At 39.4% G+C, this 20,074-nt stretch carries 20 protein-coding genes; 8 read left to right on the top strand and 12 right to left on the bottom strand.

Annotated elements, in window-relative coordinates:
- The first annotated feature begins 129 nt into the window (after window positions 1–129).
- From murG to lpxC, 7 genes are all read left to right on the top strand, one after another.
- Window positions 130–1,233, top strand: coding sequence for an undecaprenyldiphospho-muramoylpentapeptide beta-N-acetylglucosaminyltransferase (gene murG / locus FHK89_RS11340; protein ID WP_230660383.1), 1,104 nt, complete (start codon window positions 130–132; stop codon window positions 1,231–1,233).
- Window positions 1,234–1,319: 86 nt separating this feature from the next.
- On the top strand, window positions 1,320–2,765 hold the full coding sequence (murC, locus tag FHK89_RS11345; RefSeq protein WP_230660388.1) for a UDP-N-acetylmuramate--L-alanine ligase: 1,446 nt from the start codon (window positions 1,320–1,322) through the stop codon (window positions 2,763–2,765).
- 83 nt (window positions 2,766–2,848) lie between these two features.
- On the top strand, window positions 2,849–3,832 hold the full coding sequence (locus tag FHK89_RS11350) for a D-alanine--D-alanine ligase (RefSeq protein WP_230660391.1): 984 nt from the start codon (window positions 2,849–2,851) through the stop codon (window positions 3,830–3,832).
- A 311-nt stretch (window positions 3,833–4,143) separates the two neighbouring features.
- Complete coding sequence (locus tag FHK89_RS11355; protein WP_230660394.1) at window positions 4,144–4,947, top strand: cell division protein FtsQ/DivIB; 804 nt, start codon at window positions 4,144–4,146, stop codon at window positions 4,945–4,947.
- Between the two features lie 492 nt (window positions 4,948–5,439).
- Window positions 5,440–6,720, top strand: a complete 1,281-nt coding sequence (gene ftsA, locus FHK89_RS11360; protein ID WP_230660397.1) for a cell division protein FtsA — start codon at window positions 5,440–5,442, stop codon at window positions 6,718–6,720.
- 434 nt (window positions 6,721–7,154) lie between these two features.
- Entirely contained in the window at window positions 7,155–8,357 is a 1,203-nt protein-coding gene (gene ftsZ, locus FHK89_RS11365; RefSeq protein ID WP_230660400.1) for a cell division protein FtsZ, read from the top strand.
- Between the two features lie 463 nt (window positions 8,358–8,820).
- Entirely contained in the window at window positions 8,821–9,717 is an 897-nt protein-coding gene (gene lpxC, locus FHK89_RS11370) for a UDP-3-O-acyl-N-acetylglucosamine deacetylase (RefSeq protein WP_230660403.1), read from the top strand.
- A gap of 305 nt (window positions 9,718–10,022) precedes the next feature.
- Here the strand turns inward: lpxC and FHK89_RS11375 are convergent, their stop codons facing one another.
- Window positions 10,023–10,550, bottom strand: a complete 528-nt coding sequence (locus tag FHK89_RS11375) for a hypothetical protein (RefSeq protein WP_230660405.1) — start codon at window positions 10,548–10,550, stop codon at window positions 10,023–10,025.
- A gap of 284 nt (window positions 10,551–10,834) precedes the next feature.
- Between FHK89_RS11375 and FHK89_RS11380 the strand changes: the two genes are divergently transcribed.
- Window positions 10,835–11,566, top strand: coding sequence for a CHAP domain-containing protein (locus FHK89_RS11380; RefSeq protein WP_230660408.1), 732 nt, complete (start codon window positions 10,835–10,837; stop codon window positions 11,564–11,566).
- A gap of 547 nt (window positions 11,567–12,113) precedes the next feature.
- Here the strand turns inward: FHK89_RS11380 and FHK89_RS11385 are convergent.
- The 11 genes from FHK89_RS11385 to FHK89_RS11435 form a co-directional block, all read right to left on the bottom strand.
- Window positions 12,114–12,962 carry a hypothetical protein gene (locus FHK89_RS11385; protein ID WP_230660411.1) on the bottom strand — a complete coding sequence of 283 codons (849 nt, stop codon included), beginning with the start codon at window positions 12,960–12,962 and terminating at the stop codon, window positions 12,114–12,116.
- Window positions 12,898–13,137 carry a Com family DNA-binding transcriptional regulator gene (locus FHK89_RS11390; protein ID WP_230660414.1) on the bottom strand — a complete coding sequence of 80 codons (240 nt, stop codon included), beginning with the start codon at window positions 13,135–13,137 and terminating at the stop codon, window positions 12,898–12,900. The genes FHK89_RS11385 and FHK89_RS11390 overlap by 65 nt, the downstream gene beginning before the upstream one ends.
- Window positions 13,138–13,332: 195 nt before the next feature.
- Window positions 13,333–13,713, bottom strand: a complete 381-nt coding sequence (locus FHK89_RS11395) for a Mor transcription activator family protein (RefSeq protein ID WP_230660417.1) — start codon at window positions 13,711–13,713, stop codon at window positions 13,333–13,335.
- 18 nt (window positions 13,714–13,731) lie between these two features.
- The gene (locus FHK89_RS11400; RefSeq protein WP_230660420.1) at window positions 13,732–14,130 is read right to left on the bottom strand and encodes a hypothetical protein; all 399 of its coding nucleotides are present in this window, start codon (window positions 14,128–14,130) and stop codon (window positions 13,732–13,734) included.
- A gap of 10 nt (window positions 14,131–14,140) precedes the next feature.
- Window positions 14,141–14,704 carry a hypothetical protein gene (locus FHK89_RS11405; protein ID WP_230660423.1) on the bottom strand — a complete coding sequence of 188 codons (564 nt, stop codon included), beginning with the start codon at window positions 14,702–14,704 and terminating at the stop codon, window positions 14,141–14,143.
- Between the two features lie 17 nt (window positions 14,705–14,721).
- Entirely contained in the window at window positions 14,722–15,414 is a 693-nt protein-coding gene (locus FHK89_RS11410) for a DUF2786 domain-containing protein (RefSeq protein ID WP_230660426.1), read from the bottom strand.
- 2 nt (window positions 15,415–15,416) lie between these two features.
- Window positions 15,417–15,803 carry a hypothetical protein gene (locus tag FHK89_RS11415; RefSeq protein ID WP_230660429.1) on the bottom strand — a complete coding sequence of 129 codons (387 nt, stop codon included), beginning with the start codon at window positions 15,801–15,803 and terminating at the stop codon, window positions 15,417–15,419.
- Window positions 15,804–15,805: 2 nt separating this feature from the next.
- Window positions 15,806–16,921, bottom strand: coding sequence for an AAA family ATPase (locus FHK89_RS11420; RefSeq protein ID WP_230660432.1), 1,116 nt, complete (start codon window positions 16,919–16,921; stop codon window positions 15,806–15,808).
- Window positions 16,922–16,923: 2 nt separating this feature from the next.
- Complete coding sequence (locus FHK89_RS11425) at window positions 16,924–18,741, bottom strand: integrase catalytic domain-containing protein (protein WP_230660435.1); 1,818 nt, start codon at window positions 18,739–18,741, stop codon at window positions 16,924–16,926.
- 45 nt (window positions 18,742–18,786) lie between these two features.
- A complete protein-coding gene (locus FHK89_RS11430) occupies window positions 18,787–19,044 on the bottom strand; it encodes a hypothetical protein (RefSeq protein WP_230660438.1) in 258 nt (85 codons plus the stop codon).
- Entirely contained in the window at window positions 19,037–20,032 is a 996-nt protein-coding gene (locus FHK89_RS11435) for a hypothetical protein (RefSeq protein ID WP_230660441.1), read from the bottom strand. The genes FHK89_RS11430 and FHK89_RS11435 overlap by 8 nt, the downstream gene beginning before the upstream one ends.
- Window positions 20,033–20,074: the final 42 nt, after the last annotated feature.

The raw sequence follows: 20,074 nt of genomic DNA on the forward strand, positions 1-20,074 counted from the left end.
GGGTTTGGGAGGGGTCATATATCAATTTAGTAAAATAAGTTGAGAGTGAGGTTTTATATAGAAAAATATATAGACAAGGTTTAACCATTCGTATTTGATACATTATCCATATAGGTAGATAGATATTTTATGAACAAACCACAAATATTAATGATGGCAGCAGGGACAGGCGGGCATGTGTTTCCTGCTTTGGCAGTAGCAGAAGAATTAACCCGTCGTGGTGCAGTGATTCATTGGCTGGGTACACCCAATGGCATGGAAAATGATTTGGTACGTCCCAAAGGTTATGCTTTTCATAGTATTGAGATGCAAGGGCTGCGCGGTAAAGGCATCGGACGAGTACTTAAAATGCCATTTACCTTATCTGCGGCGACCATGGCGGCGGTAAAAGTGATTAAAGCAAATAAAATTGATGTGGTCGTTGGTTTTGGGGGATATGTCACCGCACCAGGTGGTCTGGCAGCAAAAGCAACAGGCGTACCGCTGATTGTCCATGAGCAAAATGCCATTGCGGGTATGAGTAATCGTTATTTGGCAAAAATGGCAACTAAAGTGCTACAAGCATTTGAAGATACCTTTGGTGATAGCACGGCCAAAGAAAATCCCAAATTGGTGACAGTAGGTAATCCTGTTCGAGCAGAAATTATCGCCATAGAGCCGCCAGAAGTTCGCTATAACGTGGAAGATAACAGCCCGCTGAAACTCTTGGTGGTTGGTGGCTCATTGGGTGCACAAGTATTAAACGAAACCATTCCTGCCACGTTGGCATTAATTGATAAGCCATTCAATGTGCGCCATCAGTGTGGACAGAAAAATGTTGAGTCAGCTCAGGCGAATTATGCACCATTAACTGACAGTCCACATCAAGTCACTATCCTGCCTTTTATAGAAGACATGGCAGCGGCGTATGCGTGGGCAGATTTGATTGTTTGCCGAGCAGGAGCATTGACAGTAACAGAGATTCAAAATGTTGGTTTGGCAGCCATTTTTGTACCATTGCCACATGCAGTTGATGACCATCAAACCGCTAATGCCCGCTTTTTGGCAGTAGAAGATGCTGCTTATCTGGTGCCACAAAGCAAATTTAATGTTGAATACCTCAAAGAGATATTATTAGATTTAGATCGCAATAAATGTCTTGAGATGGCTAAAAAAGGTAAAGCAACTGCCATACCTGGTGCGACCATGCGGACTGCCAATGAAATTATGGCTGTTTTACCCACTGAGCTATAAATTTAGCTTATTTTGTGTGATTTAGTCTTAATTTTATTGTAATTAATGGTATTATTTTTAGTCATTTTACTAAAGAGAGTAGAGCTATGTCTAAGCCCACCTTACCCAAACGCCTAATTGAAATTCCAGAAATGCGTCGTATTCAGTGTATCCACTTTGTGGGTATTGGTGGTGCGGGTATGTGTGGCATTGCTGAGGTAATGAAAAACCAAGGCTATGTGGTGAGTGGCTCAGACATCAAAGCCAGTGTGGTCACTCATCGTCTTGAAGATATTGGCATCAAAGTATATATCGGGCATGACTCCAAAAATATTGCTAATGCCGATGTGGTGGTGGTGTCATCTGCCATTGATCGCAGTAATCCTGAAATCCAATCTGCCCTCAAAGCGCGTCTACCTGTGGTACGCCGTGCCGATATGCTTGGAGAGCTGATGCGCTATCGTCATGGTATTGCGGTGGCAGGGGCACATGGTAAAACCACCACCACCAGTCTTTTGACCATGATGATGACTGAGGCAGGCTTTGACCCGACCTATGTTATTGGTGGAAAGCTTAATGCTTCTGGTAAAAATGCCTCATTGGGACAAAGTCGATTTTTGATAGCCGAAGCGGATGAATCAGACGCATCATTTTTATCTTTGCGTCCGATGGCAGCGATTGTTACCAACATCGATCAAGACCACATGGAAACTTATGAGAACAGCTTTGATAAACTCAAAGCGGCTTATATTCAGTTTTTGCAAAACATGCCATTTTATGGTTTGGCAGTGGTTTGTGGTGATGACGAAGAGCTATATGCGATGATTGATGATATTGCCCGTCCTGTGCTTACCTTTGGTTTTTTACCCCACAATAATGTGCAAGCGACCGATGTGGTTGTCGATGGCACAAAAACCCACTTTACCGTGTTGCGCCGAGATAATGAACCGCTACGCTTGACCCTCAATATTCCAGGGCAGCATAATGTATTAAATGCTCTTGCTGCCATTACCATGGCGACAGATGAAGGGGTAGATGATGCAGCGATACAACGGGCATTAGAGAAATTTGCTGGTGTTGGTCGCCGCTTTGAGCAGCAAGCTTGTGTGGCAAAAGATGATGGTGATGTGCTGCTCATTGATGATTATGGGCATCACCCCAAAGAAGTGCAAGCGACGATTGATGCTGCCCGCCAAAGCTATCCTGAACGCCGCTTAGTGATGTTATTTCAACCACACCGTTATAGCCGTACGCGGGATTGTTTTGATGACTTTGTCTCTGTGTTATCCAAAGTGGATTCGCTGTTGTTGATGGATGTTTACAGCGCTGGTGAATCCCCTATTTTGGGCGCAGATACCAAGGCATTGGCACGCAGTATACGTTTGCGTGGTGAAGTTGAGCCGATGCTGGTTGACAAAGACAATCTTGCACCCATTATGCAAAAGCTATTACAAGCTGGAGATTTGCTCATTACCCAAGGCGCAGGCAATGTCGGTCAGGTATCACAGACATTGGCAGAAAATCAGCTCTATTTAACCAATCAGTCTAGTTAAGCATTAGTATTGTATTGCTTAGCATAGAGAGCATAAAAGTTTTTAACCCTGATATTTTTAAAGTTCCAATTGAGTAAGCCATTATGAGCCAAACTACATTATCTGATCAAAACCAACCATCGAATGCGGATGCAACTATTAATACCACCTTGCCCAAAGATCCCAGCGTCTTTGGTCGGGTCGCTGTGGTGTATGGGGGTAATAGTAATGAACGTGTTGTGTCCATTGATAGTGGCTCAGCTGTATTAAAGGCATTGCAAGACTATGGCGTGGATGTGACTCATTTTGATCCCAAAACAGACGATATTTTGGCCCTGAGAGACTATGATCGAGTGTTTAATGTGTTGCATGGTCGGGGTGGGGAAGATGGACTACTACAAGGTTTGCTTGAATGGTTTAACATTCCTCAAACAGGCTCTGGCGTATTGGCATCGGCAATTGGTATGGACAAAGTACGTACCAAGCAGCTATGGCATGGGTGTGGCTTATCGACAGCGCCATTTTCACTATTGACAGCAGATACAGATTGGCAACAAGTAGTGAATACTTTGGGATTACCATTAATCGTTAAGCCTGTGCATGAAGGGTCTAGTATTGGTATGACCAAAGTAAATCAGCTAGATGAATTGCCTGCTGCTTATGAAACAGCCGCTGCTTGTGGCGATGCAGTGATGGCAGAAAAATGGATTACAGGGCGTGAATTTACCATCGTGATTATTGATGATGACGCCTATCCTGTCATTCGCCTAGAGCCTGCTGATATTACCAACTTTTATGATTTTGAAGCAAAATACAATCGCAATGACACAGGTTATTATATCCCGTGCGGTTTGTCAGAGGCGGATGAAAAGCATTTACAAGCCCTAAGTTTGGCAGCATTTAAAGCAGTCAATGCCAAAGGTTGGGGTAGAATAGATGCCATGCAAGATGAGCAAGGTAATTTTTGGTTATTAGAAATCAATACCGTACCGGGTATGACCAGTCATAGTTTAGTACCCATGGCTGCCAAAGCTCGGGGCATGGATTTTCAAACCCTATGTGTGCATATCTTAGCGCAAACATTATGATCATTAGTAATCAAATAAACCATCAAATTGATTAATATTGTTGATGAGTATTTTGTAATATTAAAACATAACAGCTATGGTTATTGTTTTAGTGACTGATAAGCTGCCTATAAAAGATTTCAAAAATACTGGGGTTTTATGACAAAATAGGCTACTATTCAATCAATAATGCTGTGCCATTTATTGTATTATCTATTTGAAATAGAAGATAAAATTTAAATAGTAAAAATAGATAGTTTGGTGAAGATTGAATATTAAATCTAATGTCAGTTATCAAAATTTAGTAGGCATTCAATGCAATGAGAAGTGGCATGGATAAAAGCACGACACAGCAGGTAGATGATATATCTGCCACAAAAAAAAACGCCTTATTTTATTTATCAGATTCAATGAAGTCCAAACTGATGTATTTACTGACGGTACCTTTTATTGTCGTTGGTATTTTTATGGTACTGAATAATCTGTATCACGCACCACCTGCACAAATTATTGTTGATCCCAAAAACCTCTCCGCTACACAATACCAATTGTTAAATGAGACCATGCAAGCACAGCAGGTGGGTAGCTTCTTTAGTACCAATCTACCTGTATTACAAGATGCTGCACTACAAATGCCTTGGATAGAGGATGTTAGTATCCAAAGGGATTGGAATCGGGGTATTGTTATTTCTGTATTACCACGCCAGCCTGTAGCAAAGTTTGGTAGTGAACGTCTTATTGATGCACAGGGTCAAGCGTATATTCCTGCAGATGCTCGCTCATTGCAGCAACCTAACTTTGTTACCCTACAAGGTGGCACTGAGCAATCAGCATTGATTATGCAAATGATGCAGCAAGTGAATATGTGGTATGCACCTGCTGATATAAAGGTACAAGACATTTTTTTATCCCCTAGAATGACATGGCTATTTCGCTTTGATAATGGCATGCGTATTATTGTCGATAATGAAAACACTTATCAAAAATTATTTGCAGTCAGTCAAATATTGGTCAATCAATTGGCAAGTAGACGTGATGAAATTCAGTCGATAGATCTGAGGTATAAAAATGGATTTGCCATTACATGGAAAACAGATAATATAGAGCCAACCTCTTTATTAGATACACAAGATTAGATACATAAGTACTATTATTGGGTAGTGATGAAGATACGAATGATACGGTTATTAACGTATTATAATATTTGTGTACAAGTTTTATAGGACTATGTATCTAGATAATGATAAACGCATGTTAATTCCTTATAATACTGTGGTATAGCTCTGTTTAAATATTTTTATTGAATTATTTTTTAAGATTATAAATAGCTTTTCTTTTAGGATTTGTCCCGTTTAATGAGTTGTATAATGAATAGTATTAAAAACATTAGTTTGTACTATAAAGATTTATAATACATTTTTTATTTACCTTATCACTAAATTTATTTATATTATAGTTTAACTTAGTCGGCAGGATAGACTAAAGTCGTGTGTATTATTTAATATCTTATATAGTACTATAGTACCTTAATTAATTTAGTATCTTAATTTCATTCTTAGTCTTATTATAAGACAGTCTTTTCACCCCTTACGCCTATTATTAGCGTTTTATTTCACTAGTGTTATATCATGAAGAATACGGAAAATTTGGTTGTTGTTCACTTGAGTGCCACAGCGATTTATGCTGTTATTGGACAAGTTGTATCTGCTGATGATATCCGTATCATGGGTGTGGGACAAGTGAAAAGTGATGATTTTTTTCGTGGTCAAATCATCCATTGGGAGCGACTAAAAAAAAGTATTAAGCAAGCTATTTTTGATGCAGAAGAGATGGCAAATTGCCGTGTGCATTCAGTTTGGCTGTCTTTATCTACGCCTGAATTATTCAGTAAAAATAGCTTTGGTACAGTGAGTATTGAAACTGAAACAGTAGAGAATAAAGATATTGTGCAAGCTTTAAGTCTGGCAAAAGCGGCTGACATGCCAAATGATTATTACCTGATGCATCACTGTCAGCAAGGCATTGTCGTAGATGGTCAGGAGAGCATGGTAGATGATGCCATTGGTATGTATACTAAGCAAATTTCGGTGATGTATCATTTAATGATGTTGCCTGTGGCAAGTGGTCAAAACTTGCAGCGATTACTGCAAGCGTGTGATGTGAGTATTGACCACATACTCTTTGATGCAGTTTCTAGTGCCGAATACAGCTTGATGCCTGATGAGAAAAGACAGGGTGTGTGCCTACTTGATATTGGTGCCAGTACCACCAGTGTTTGTGTCTATCGTGAAAACAAATTAATATTTACCCATTGTGTGCCAGAAGGCAGCTATAATGTGACCATGGATATCTCTGTTGATTTGGGCTTAACCATGGCTGAGGCTGAAAAACTGAAAAAAACTTATGGAACAGTTGATGTGCAGAGCATTGATGCCAGTCAGTTTATGATGCTCAAACGTCAAGGTGTGGCTGATGAGGTAATGATCAATCTACTAGAGCTCGCTAAAATTATGGAGGCGCGCTATATTGAGATTTTACGTGCGGTTTTTGTGGAGCTGAATAAAGCAGGTTTGGTAGAGTATCTTGATAGAGGTATTGTATTGTCTGGGGGTGGCAGTCAGGTTAAAGGTATGGTGGCTTTTTGCAAACGTCTATTAAATATGCCTGTATATTTAACTAACTCTCATCCAGCCATTACAGCTTACAATCACTTTGATGATGATAAGCGTTTTGAACACTTGACCCAGCAGGTGAACCGAAGAGCCTATCAAACTGCTTTTGGTGCGCTTTTATATACTCAAAGTGAGCAGTTTCAGCATAGTGAAAAAAGTTCCCCTGATGCTTTACAATACAGTCGATTTAGTCGTATTAGAACCCACTTGGATGGGTTTTTAAAACGTATTTTATAGCCAAATATAATATACTAAAGGTAGTGTATTAATACTTTTATACTTTTATTAATATATTAAATTTTTATTAATATACTAACTAATATTTGATGATTGATTAATGTATGCAAGGCTCATACGCAGATAGATGTGGTCTGTATTGGTTGTGCTTGCCTTGAGGTGACATTATACTGATTATATTATATCTATGTATATAAGCTGAGCATAGAGCACAGCATATTATAAAATGCGACTAACGCCATGTTTATTGGTAAAGATATTTTAGTCTATGCTATTTTAGCTCTTGTTTGCTTTAGAATATTTGCCAATTGAAAACAGATTATTATTGAACTTTAAATATCTTTAAAATTTAAAAACGTAACTTATTTAAGATCGAGCATTGTGGCACATTGATATTGATTGAAATGATGCACGATTAAGGGAGAATGTATAATATGACAACATTTACCATGTCTGATGACAGCCAGATCCACAATAATGGTCAAGCACGTTTTACAGTCTTTGGCGTGGGTGGCGGTGGTGGTAATGCCGTAGAGCACATGGTACAACAAGGTATCAAAGGGGTTACCTTTGTTTGTGCTAATACTGATCGTCAGGCACTCGATAGGCTGACCGCTGAGCACAAACTACAGCTGGGTGCAAAAACAAACCGTGGACTTGGTGCAGGTGCTAATCCTGAGGTGGGACGTGAAGCTGCTGAGAGTGAAGAAGAAGCAATTCGTAAATTGCTTGAAAACTCTGACATGGTGTTTATTACTGCTGGCATGGGTGGTGGTACGGGTACAGGTGCAGCACCTGTGGTTGCACGTATTGCTAAAGAGATGGAAATATTGACCGTAGCAGTCGTCACCACACCATTTAAATTTGAAGGTGGTAAACGTGTTAAAGCTGCTAAAGCAGGTATTGATCAGCTTACCAATTTTGTGGATTCTATTATTACCATTCCAAATGATAAGCTTTTGAGTGTCTATGGTAAAATCTCCATGCCAGAGGCTTTCAAAAAAGCAGATGATGTGTTGTTACATGCTGTGCAAGGTATTGCTGAGACCATCGCTCGTTCAGGTTTGGTAAATATTGACTTTAATGACATTCGTACGGCAATGACAGCAAAAGGTCATGCGATGATGGGGATTGGACGGGCTAGTGGCGATGATCGTGCACGACAAGCAACCGAAAAAGCCATCCGCTCGCCACTTCTTGATGATTTGCGCTTAGAAGATGCCAAAGGTTTGTTAGTCAATGTGGTGTCATCAGATACATTATCACTGGATGAATTTAGTCAAATCAGTGAAATTGTTGAGGGCATTACAGATACCGATGAAGCGAATATCTTCTATGGCTCAGTAGTGGATGCAGAAATGGGAGATGATTTGCATGTGACTGTGATTGCGACAGGTTTAACCTTAGAAGATAAACCCAAACAAGAAGCAACTAAAAAAGTATTGTCAGCCCATAGTCATCAAGCAGTTGATCCCACCACCCATACCAGTGCTTTAAATAATCAGAAAAAAACACAGTCACAACTCTTTCAAGACAGCATTACTAAAACTTCTTCAGGTGCCACAACTGCACCAGATGCGACACAAACAAAAACCAATAGTATTCAAGATTATTTAAAGCGTCAGCAAAATCGCTAAATAATGAGTCATTGAATCAACGGAATTCATCATTAATATAGCTAACTAGCCAGACACTATGCGTTAAAGTGTTTCTACAAAGCCAAATCAGCCTTGTCTGGTTTGGCTTTTTTGATTTTATGGAGGTACATAAACCATAAGTATATTTGCTTTATGGTGATAAATACCCCTGACTATAAGGTTATAGTCAAAGAACTACTAAACAGCTACAGTGTTAATCTTGTTTGCTGCATAACCCTACTATCTGTAATCGGTTGCCTTGTATCTGTTTTGGACTTCTTTGACTATATAAAAATTTCTGAATAAAAATTTCTGAAAATAGATTTCAGTTTTCTTCATTTTTATCTTGCGGTGTTGATGCTACAATATTAATGTAACAAATTATGTATAATGCAGTCTTACTAAATCCATATCAGCATCTTATAAAGCAAACTTGCAAACTTTTAATATTAAGAGAGTCAATATGAAGCAAAGAACCATTGCTGCTCCTGTACATATATCAGGAGTTGGTCTGCATAGTGGCAAAGAAGTATTATTAGAGCTATTCCCCAGTGATAGTAACACTGGTATTGTTTTTGAGCGTTCAGATTTATCTGATACACCGCAAATCAAGGCAGATGCTTTGTTGGTTCAAGATACCATGATGTCCTCTAATTTAGTGCAAGATGGTGTGCGTATTGGTACAGTTGAGCATTTATTAAGTGCCATTGCAGGATTGGGCATTGATAATCTTCTTATCCGTGTTTCGGCTGCTGAAATACCTATTATGGATGGTAGTGCTGCCCCTTTTATTGAGCTGATTAGACAAGCTGGGATTAAATGGCAGGCAGCAGATAAGCAGTTTTTGCAGGTGTTACGAGCAGTGCGGGTAACAGATGCTGATAAATGGGCAGAACTGTTACCTTATGATGGGTATCAATTGAATTTTGAAATAGATTTTGATCATCCCGCTTTTGATAAGCGTTATCAGCGCGCCAGTTTAGAGTTTTCTAGTGAGGATTTTGTTGCTAATTTAAGTGCCGCACGTACTTTTGGTTTTTTGCATGACATTGAGAAGATGCGTCAGCACAATCTGGCATTGGGTGGTAGTATGGAAAATGCCATCGTTATTGATGATCATAAAATCATGAATATGGAAGGGCTAAGATATGCTGATGAGTTTGTACGTCACAAAATCTTAGATGCGGTCGGCGATTTATCATTATGTGGTTATAGTTTATTGGCGCAATTTAATGCGTATAAATCAGGGCATGCGCTAAACAATCGCCTCATCAGAAAATTGCTAAGTGATAAAAATAACTTTGAAATTGTAACATTTAATGACAGTAAAAAGGCCCCAGTCGCCTATTTAGAAGCGTAAATCATAGCATGATTGCTTAGATTCCATTTTTTTAGACTGCCAAAGCAACAATTGTGCAAGAAGTATTTTTTGATCAAAACTGAGGTGGGCAGAGTAGAGCATAGCCTTTAAAAAATAAATAATAATTTATTATGTTTTGCATAAAAGTTAGATAATTCGGTAAATCTAGAAAAAAAATATTTATTTTTGCTATGAGTAGCAAAAATATTGGAAAATTATAAATAAAGAATTTATAAATAAATTAAGTAAAATTATTGCTGAATATAAATAAAAATTTACATAAAATATACAATGTAAAAACTCTGTTAATCACAATTTGCTAGCTTGAGTAACGCTTGTTTAAGCTTTTCATCTGTGATGACATGTGTGGCTGTGTGTGCTATAGTCTTGCGTGCATTGGTACTGAGTACCTGTTTATTATGATTATCATGAATATTTCTGCTGTTTTTTGTAGGCAGTGATGTCATAGAAGCAGATGTGCTCAGTGGTTTGGTTGTGTATGAAACAATGATATCAATAGAATTTAATTGTTTAAATGTCATTGATTGCATTTTTATAAACTCAACCAAAGTAGAGGACATATAGCGTAGATGGTTGGCAGCAGTATGAGAACTGACAGCAATGGTTAGACTCTCTTGCTCATATTTTACTATCCACATTGTTTTTATGATCTCTGCTGGTAAGCCGTCTTGTAATAGTCGTCTTATCTCTTGAGTATGAGTCAGCAGCTCATTATATTTATTGTTTAAATTTTTAGGCAGGGTAATACTTGCTACTGATTGTCGCTCCATTAATGGTGCGAACTGATTGGGCTGTTTTTTTTGATTTATCATCTGTTTTATATGCTTTATTGAATAATACTGTTGTGAATATGAGTGTTAGTTTAGATTCATACCAAAAAGACATGAAGTGAGATGTTAAATTCAGTTGGTTTATATAACAAATAAGCTAACTTGCAGGTCATCTCTAGAGTACATTTTACCTCTAATGATGACTAGTAGAGTTAAGTTATTGCTGTGTTACTAATATAACATGTCACTTTTTTTACGTTGTCTACTGAAATGAGTCTATGCAACTCAGTTTACAGTATGCTTTAAGTTGAACAAATGGAAAGTTTATGAAAAGATCTTTAATAATATTATCACTGTTTGGTTTGGGTGCTACACAGGCAAATGCTGAGGTTGAACAAACCTTCCCTGCATATAACATGCCCCTAGTCTATAGTGCAGCCGATGATGATATTGATGGTTATGATGACATAAGCGTAGATGGTGAAGATGAAATTAGTCAAGCCATCCAGCAATTAAGCGCACAAGCGCAGCAACGAGAAGATAGACTTGCTGCCTTATCTGAAAAACTCTCGCAACAGTCACAAATGCAAACCTCCCCAACCTACTTTGGTACTTCTGCCAATCGCCCAGCCCCTAGAATCAATAGCAACTCTGCCCCTGCCATTGCTGCCGCTCGAGCAGCTCAAGCAGCACATTCACGTAGTATTGGACGTTGTGCCCGTTATGTACGTAAGGCACTACAAGCCGCTGGTTATGAGTTTACGCCTAATGCTTCTGCCTATCAATATGCCACTCGTGGTACATTAGCCAATGCTGGATTTGTAAAAGTCAGTAATAACACCCCACCACAAATTGGTGATGTTGTAGTGTATAATCGTTCTGCTAAACATAAGCATGGGCATATTCAAATATTTGATGGTACGGCTTGGGTTTCTGATTTTCGTCAAAATAGTATCAATCCTTATAGCGGTGGTAACTACTCTTACACCACTTGGAGAGATGCTCGTTATACTGATAATGCCTCAAATAATGGTATCTATCTTGCTATGAATGAATAATATCTCGTTTTTGTTCAAGATGACATTATTGTGTGTTGGTTGTGTTGTTGATGAGCCGTGATAGAGAACAAAGAAATAGGTAACTAAGATTAGAGAATAGATTTATTAAATATCTCATATCAATACATTATTAATGAAAACATTGTTATTAACAATATTGTTATTAAAAACATTATTAATAACAATATGATAAACAAGCTCAGTTTCTGTCATAAGAAGTTGGGCTTTTTATTTGCTTATCGTCAAGACACCTTAAATAAATTATTATGTTGCCTTGAATTATAGGGGCTGTTGAACTTTCACCCCGTTAGGCTAATATCTACAAGGGATACAGCTACTTTTTACTTTCATATAAAAATTGGCTAAATTTGCATGATGAAGCGTTAATGAACTGGTTCATATCCCTGCTGTTATTAACCAGAGCTACCTACGTTCATTGCCTTGACTAAGTCACTATTTATTAATCAAAAACGTTAAAATTTTTCGAAAAAATCGTTATAAATTATGCTATTAAAAATTTCTAAATAAGAAACTTTATTTCATATTCTCACCATTTGTAAATCATATTGTCTTCATAGGTTGCTAATTGATTAATACGAGATATCTGACTGACTATATCAAACCCTCCTAAACGCTCCCATGCTGCTACGTCGTTATCTTTGAGATAGTCCATGTACGCCAATACTTCGCTACGAGTACTACTAAATAGTATATAAGGCGGTCTGACTAGCTTCATTAGTGTTAAAAATTGCACCATGCCAAAATAGTTATCTAGCGAATAAGCACCTTGTTTGGTGCTTACATAGGGTGGGTCTAATATGAGTAAGGTCTTGGGGCTTGTTTGATAAGTGGGTAATAACTTTTCAAATGACAATGACACTATCTCTATACCATCTAAATAGCCATCAGCTAAATTATAGTCACTACATCTAATGGTGTTATACATCGTTTGCTTGAAAAGCTCATCAACACTACTAACTTGCTTACCACTAAACAAAACCCATGTGCTAATACTTTGTAGGTCTATATAACCATCGAAATCTTGAATGACAGATTGTACTTTAGACTTCACATGCTTTGATAGTTTTTTGCCTCTTGGTGAGTCACCTAGGGCATCAAGTAGAGAATGACGGAGAAGATTGGTATCACTGATATGCTTTAATCGCTCACTATAGCCATCAAAGTCGTTATAGATGACATTAGCAGCAGGCTTGAAATGTTTTGCATTATTGGCAAGTAATCCGCTGCCACCAAACGTGTCTATGATCGTCCAACCTGCACCATCGTTCTGTATATGATTGTTGATAACTGTTCGGAAGGCTTTTAAGAAGTTACGTTTCTGACCGACGAATGGCAGAGGAGCTTTGTTGTAGAGTTTGGGCTGGCAGATTTCCACGAGGTTGTCCTTTTTGGATAAGAGCCTCGTGGGCTTCTATGGTGCTGGGATTAGCGGCGTGCTTGACGCTCATAGTATTAATGATTTTACAACGAGAACATTTAATAGAGAGGTTGTCAAAAACTCCAATTTTAAGTAGTTTTTTACCGCAGTTTTGACATTTTATAAATTTCATAGGGATAACCACCATTGCTATTTTTGAATTAAATAGTTAGGCTATACATTCTCTGCGTAGAGAAGATAAGCCTTAGCCAATGGTGGTTTTTCACCTGCGGGTCTGGTGGGTATTGGCGTACCTGCCAGTCGCTTATTTTATTTGCTTGATAAGGATTATAGTTTGTTAGTCTAAATATTAACAGTAGACTACTTTCTAAAAGTCTAATTTTAACTGATCACGACGCTTACGCTTACTATCTATCTGCTTTGCTACCGTTAAGCTATAACCTCTGGATACGCCGTATTTTCTATCGACATCATAACTAGGCATTGTTTGCAGGTCAGCATACATTGCCATGTGACGTGCAAAGACAGCAGGCTTTGAGGTAATATAAAAGCTTTCTCCAGCAAAGGCTTGTGATAGCTGGCACACAACTTGACTAACTATGCGACTGGCATCAGTGGCTTTAATGCCAAACTTGACAAGTTCCGCTTGTAATAGCTCGATGAAGCTGGCAAAAAATGATCCTATGTTACCTACATCTGCTACCTGTTCAATGGACGGCATACTGGTTAATTCAAATTGTTCAGACATATTACCTCCCTCATTAAATCAAATCGTCATTAGTTTAAACGTGGCAAGGTACGGTTCATCTTCAGTTTCTGGTGTTTGATAGTATACAGGTTGTGCATCGATACCAGTGTCATGCAATCGCCAGATAACTTGAAATTCTCGCCCATCGTAATGGGTTAGAGTCATGGTTAACTTTGCTACGTCACACCATGACCTTAACAGCAATAAGTCTTCACGTCTATGCCATATCCAGTCACCTGTTAAAGTAATTGGTCGTCCAGCCTTTTTTGTGCCTTGTTGCACAACCATAGAGCCTGTTAATGTCCATTCAGGATTGGACTGTGCTATTTTGCTCCAGCTAAATTCATCATTCCAATGCATATCATCTGGTAGCTCTATGCTCTCTTTGGTATCGTTACGCTTTAATTGCCAAACCATAAATTTCTCCTTACTGTTCGGTTTGCTGGCTGATTTTATTGATATATCCGTACCATTGTTTGACCTTGTCTGGGTTCTTTAGCTCATATTCAATACGTGTGAGAAATTCACCTTGGCTTTCACCGACTTTAGCATTGCTCATAGCAAAGGCATCGTCTTGACATAAGCGATAACCAAAAAACTTAATTTGCTTATCCGTTAGTGTGTATTTTTTACGCTCAGAGATATTAGGTGGGGTATAACCCGCCATCACTTTAAGCAGGTAGTTATGATTTTTGATTGGGGACTTAAGTTCGCCCTTTGCATGATTGTCCAACATGACGTTAATACCATAAGCCACACGGGCTATGTCACAGCCTTCAAGGTGAAGACTTTCGATAATTTTGGCACGGCGGTCAAGCGATAGCTTAGACTTTAATGGGGCAAATAGTTGAGTATATTGCAATACCAGTGAGGATAGAGGGGCTGGTACTGTTAGGGCAATGCTAAACGCCATCTCAGCATTGGTTTCATTGATATAGTCACTGAGGTCATGCCCTCTATGACAATTTGGGCAGATGAGTTTATTGCTCATTAGTAATTTCCTATATGCTAGTTGATAAGTTTAGGTGAGTTTGTGCTGTGCATGGCATGATGTAGCTTTGCCTCTTTGCCTGCATTAAGACCATTGGCATAGTCGTCTGTTGCACTTTTCGCATTGCTATTTTTGATGCGGTCAAGTGCACTCACTGTGACTAACCTTAATTCCTGCCGCATAAATTGATTGATTAATTGTTTATCTGTCTGTAGAGGTACTAAATTTTTAATTAGATGGCGAACTGTTATTACCCAACCCAAACAGAATGCATCTGCACGAGCCGCTTTGTTTTTAGCCAAACGTACTCGTTTTAACTGTGTCTTCATGTAATGTAGACGGGCTTGTTTTAGTTGACGGTATAAAACATCATAGGCATAGCTGGCTATCTTTGTGTGCATCTCTAAGCCCACGAAACAATACTTACCTTTGTTGTTAACATTATCTATATATACTTCACAGCCAAAAATTTGGGCAATCATAATGCTTAATGTAGTGAGATAAACAGATGGTCGTCTAGCTACTCTGTACTGAGAGTGCTTTTGCTGAATATCTGCCAATTTGATATCAGTCATGCTAATACCATACTGTTCCATCATTTTATGTGCTTGACGTAATGCAGTAGCAGATTCTGTTTCATTGCTGGACTTACTTAATGCTAAACAGCGTTTGATTTTGTCCATAATGCGTTCAAGTTTTTTATTATTCATGTTCAGATTTCCTTATTCTTTTTAATTAAATCATCAAACATAGTCTTGAGAGCTTCAACTAATTCATATGGCATAGCATCTACAGTGTTTATCCCATCTAACATTTTGATATAAAACTCCAATGCTGATATAGTGGCTTGAACCTGATAGCTATTCAGAACTAGAGTAAAACTATCTTTATCATAGATACTCTTTGACAGTGCTTCTATAAGAGGTAGTACCTCACTTAATGGCAGGACGATGCTAGTCGTCTGCTCATTATCATCTTGATTGAATGGCATCTGAACAATACTGTTGATACCCAAATAGATACCTTGTCCACAAGTTCTTACTCTTAACGTTTCAATATCCCGATGATACTGGCTTGTATACTCATATAGCTTTGACATGGTTATATCCCCTCAAAAATATCAGCAGTAATTTTGCTTTGCCCAATTTCAGCGCATTTATTCATCGCAGCAATGACAGCGTTATTAACAATAAGTGGATATAGCAAACTAATACTATGCTCACCATTGGTTTGGGTGAGGCGGGCAGTTAATCCACTCATGGCATCATCAGCAAAAATAGCGTCAAAACTAAGACTTGCTCGCTGACACTTGTGCTTCAGATAATCACCAACATAGGCATTTAAAGGTTGTAATTCGACTTGCTCACAGCGACGTGCCACTTCTCGAATATCAGAGTTACGCTCGTTTAGTTTAATCTTCAGCTCAGGTTGTCCAATGAGTACGATAGCCAGTAGGCGACGCATACCATCCTCTAGTTCCCAAAAGCGTTTTAGGTACTTCAGCATGGGTATGGTGAGGTCGTGAGCTTCGTCAATCACTAGGCAATGTTTATTGCCTGCACGGCTAGAGTCAGTCAGTAGGCGTTTGATTTGACGAGCTTTGGCTTCCATTGAGCGTTTGGGGTTTTCTTGCCCTCGGCTAATGTCATCTATGATGGCATCACATAAATGAGCGACACTTAGACGAGTCTTGTCGATGGCTTGTGGTTGAATGATGATGACACTGTCTTTGTCCTCTTTTACCCCCTCAATCAGGTCACGTTTTAGAGTAGTTTTGCCTGCACCTGACTCACCTATGATGGCGATAAATCCTCCATGTTTGGCGGTAGACAGCATGGATTGACGGATATAGCGTTGCTCGGCAGATAGATACACATCTTCACGGCTTTGTACATCGTCAGCAAAGGGTGATTTGTGCAGTTTGAATAGTTGCTTGGCGGCTTGGGTTAATGCTTGCATATCGGGTAGCTCCTTTTGTGCTAGTGGATTGTTGTTAGTTATTTGTGTTGCCTGCATGGCTTGCCAGTTTGGCATTGATGTCACATTTAAAGCAGTTAAAGCATTGTCTATATTGTTGTGTATGGTTTCGGGGGCGATTGAGCTTGGGTATTTACCATGCTTTATTAACTGGTTAATCACTGCTGGGCTGTAGTTTGTTTCAGCGGCAAGTTTGCGTTGGCTGATACCGTGAGCTTGCAAAATTTGTTGTAATGTCATGGTTAAATTACCTTTAATTGTGGCTGTGGTTCGGATTCTGTTGGCTTGGGCTGGGGATTGATTAGCTGCTCAGCAATACGCTCATAGTCGCTTTGTTTGACACCGTCAGCGTATTGCTCACGTATCTTGTCTGCCATGCCATCAATAACACCGTGTTTTTTGACAAACCATTGGATAAATTGCAGTACAGGTAGTGCTTCCTCTGTACGCTCTACTGATGTAGGTGAAGGGCGTTTTGGCACTCGTACCTTTTGTAGAGCAGGCTCTCCAATATCTAGCGGTGTCCCCTGCTTTGGCATGTGTAGTAGAGTTTGCGGTTTGTCATGCTCCGCTTTTAGATAGGTAAAGGCGTCCATCTTGCCATCGAAGGCTGGCTGTGATTTGGTGTTACGAATACGGTCAATATGGGCTTGGTCACGAGTGCCATATGCAAGCTCGTCAAGCTCTTGACGATTTTTGTCGGCAGTGGTCAGTTTGGCGGTGTGAAAATGCCCGTCCATCATGGCTGTGGCAGGTATGGCATCGCTATCAAAGCCAATATCATCTTGAGTAAGCGGGGCAATGTCATAGGTGACCATTTCACCAAAGCTGTTGGGGTGACTGACTCTGATATTGGGGTAGTCGTATGGGTTGACCTTTACCCCCACTTTACTGCCAATGGCGATGTTATCCACACCTGATAGGTTATATTTACGTCCTTCAAAATGAATGTTGTAATTACCTTTGACTAGCCGCTCGGCAGGCTTGTCAGATAACAGCATTTTGCAGACGTCTATCGGCGGACGAGTGATTAACTGTTCTGATGTGATGCGTCGCCAAGCGGTAAAGCGGGGCATTTTATGGCGACTGTGAGCATAGCGTTGGCTACTTTGAAAGCCTCGTTGCCAAATTTCACAATATAGATTGAGATCATCTATAGATTGAATTTGATGTTGCCCTAGATATAGGCGACCTTCAAAGTGCCGCTCTATGATGTCATTAGTTTTTTCTACCAATCCTTTGGCTCGGCTATTGCCTGCGATGTGGGCTGCGTGCTTTATATTTAGTTGGTTAAGTAGGTTTTGGATCATGTGGCTTTGGTTGGCAGAGCCTTTGTCCCAATACAGCATAGTGGGTACACCTTCAAATGGGTTTTTAAGTTTGTCTTTTTCACCCATTGCTGTCATTAAAAAATCAAATAATGTCTCTTGGTTTTCACCCCGTGCCATGTAATATTTGCAATAAAATGCACCGCTATAATGGTCAACCACGACATAGCGAAATACCCGCTCATTAGCAATTTTATAAACGTTCTCTAGCTTATTTTTGTAAAATTTATCTTTATCCATCACCGCCATTTTGTTGCCATCTTTGAGGTAATACAAAATACAGATGGACGGGTCTAACTCCCACATCTCGTTTGGGTATGCCGTTTTTAATTTGATATGTGGTGTTGCTTGTTGCATGTGCCGTTGTGATAGTTGATTTTCACGTAATAGGCGAGCAACTGTACCTTCGTTATACATCTCGTTGATTTGCCCATTCTCATAGGCAATTTCGATGGCGACCTTAATAGGCATCAATGATTTGTGATTGGCACGCTCAGACTGACGAATTAGTGAGGCAATTATTTTTAGCTCATCGATGCCAATTTGACTGTCACCTTTATCGGCACGAGTTTTGCGATTGTCACTGTACCCAAGCTTTTTTAGATTGCGATAGATGGTCATGTGCGATACACCCAAAAATTCAGTGGCGGCATTGATTAATGACTGGCGATTACCGTGCGGCTCTTGCTCTAGGCGGTGTTTTAAGTCTCGGTAATAGCTTTCATTTCTCATGGTGTGTAGCTCTTAGCAATTTTGGTTAATAAAGTGGGTGATGACTTAGCGTTTAAAACTGGGCATGCCGTGTTTGAGTCGGCGATTAGTCGATATACCATCTGCTAAATAAGTGACTTTGTTAGGATTAGCACGCATCCAGTATTCTGTCTGGGCATTTCGCCAACGCACGTCAAACTTGGGAATACTAGAGTGCAGGTAACTCAGCAACTTTGGCTTGGCTTTAAGCCAATGCTTAATTTCAGCTTTATGTTGACGGATATTAAACCTTGAGAGGTGATGTGCTTGAGCTGGGTTATTCATTGTTGCTGCCCTCTATATCACCAGTATTTTGTGCTTGGCGTTTGGCAAGCTCGGCATTGGCTTCCTCTACCCATGTCATGTCATCATCAGTGACACTGACGTCACCCAAATAGTAGTGGTCAATTAGCTTGTTAGCCTCAGCTTTAATCTCAAGTAATAAGTGACCTTGATTAACCCTAAGTAGTTCGGGTAAATCACTGTCTTGCTCTATCTGCTCATAGAGGGCGTTAATCTTGCCGAAGAGCTGTAGAGCATCGACGCTAATGACTTTGATTTGTGCGACAAAATCTTGAGCTCGTTCATAGGCAGGGGCAGATAGGTTATGGGCAAGTTTGGCATCCATTGCGATGATTTCATCATTTTTGGCATCGATGGTTTCTTGCTTTTGACGGATAACCGCATCTTTGGCTTTGGTTTCTTGCTCTAAGCTTTTGATCTGTTTGCTTAGTTTTTCTTTTTGTTTGACATGCTTAATGCTCATGTCCTCTATTAGCTCAATAAGGCTGTCTTTATCTTCAGCCTGTACCGCTTCACCATTGATGATGACTTCACGATCTTCTTCAGGGATTTTGCGTAGCTTCCGTAGGTCACGATAGCCAAGTCCTATACGTTGAGAGGTTTCTAAAAAATCCTCACCAAACTTAGATAGGTTTTGGATATCCTCATCTACTTTTTGACGGCTTACACCAAGTGAAGTGCAAAATTGTTCCCAAGTGCTGACATGTTGGCAGTTTCCATTAACATCAAAAACCTGTAAGCCTTTATATTCCTTAGAGTTTTTTATTTCAGCTAGTATCTTGATAGTGCTGACAGTCATAATTTTTCTTGAAAACTCAAAAGCTTTAAAAGCTCCAATTTTTTCAGAAAGCAATAATTGCTCAGTAGTAATGGCATTAAGTGTGGTGGCTAGGGCTTGTGAGTCTGCCACGTCCTTTTGAAAGGTGGCTTCTTGTTCAGCATTGGTCGTGGTGGTGATTTTGTTGGTCATAGTGATACTCCTTATGGTGATTTAAGTAGTAGTGAGGTGTGT

Origin of the sequence: Psychrobacter sp. I-STPA10 (assembly GCF_021012795.1) — a bacterium.
GTDB lineage: Bacteria > Pseudomonadota > Gammaproteobacteria > Pseudomonadales > Moraxellaceae > Psychrobacter.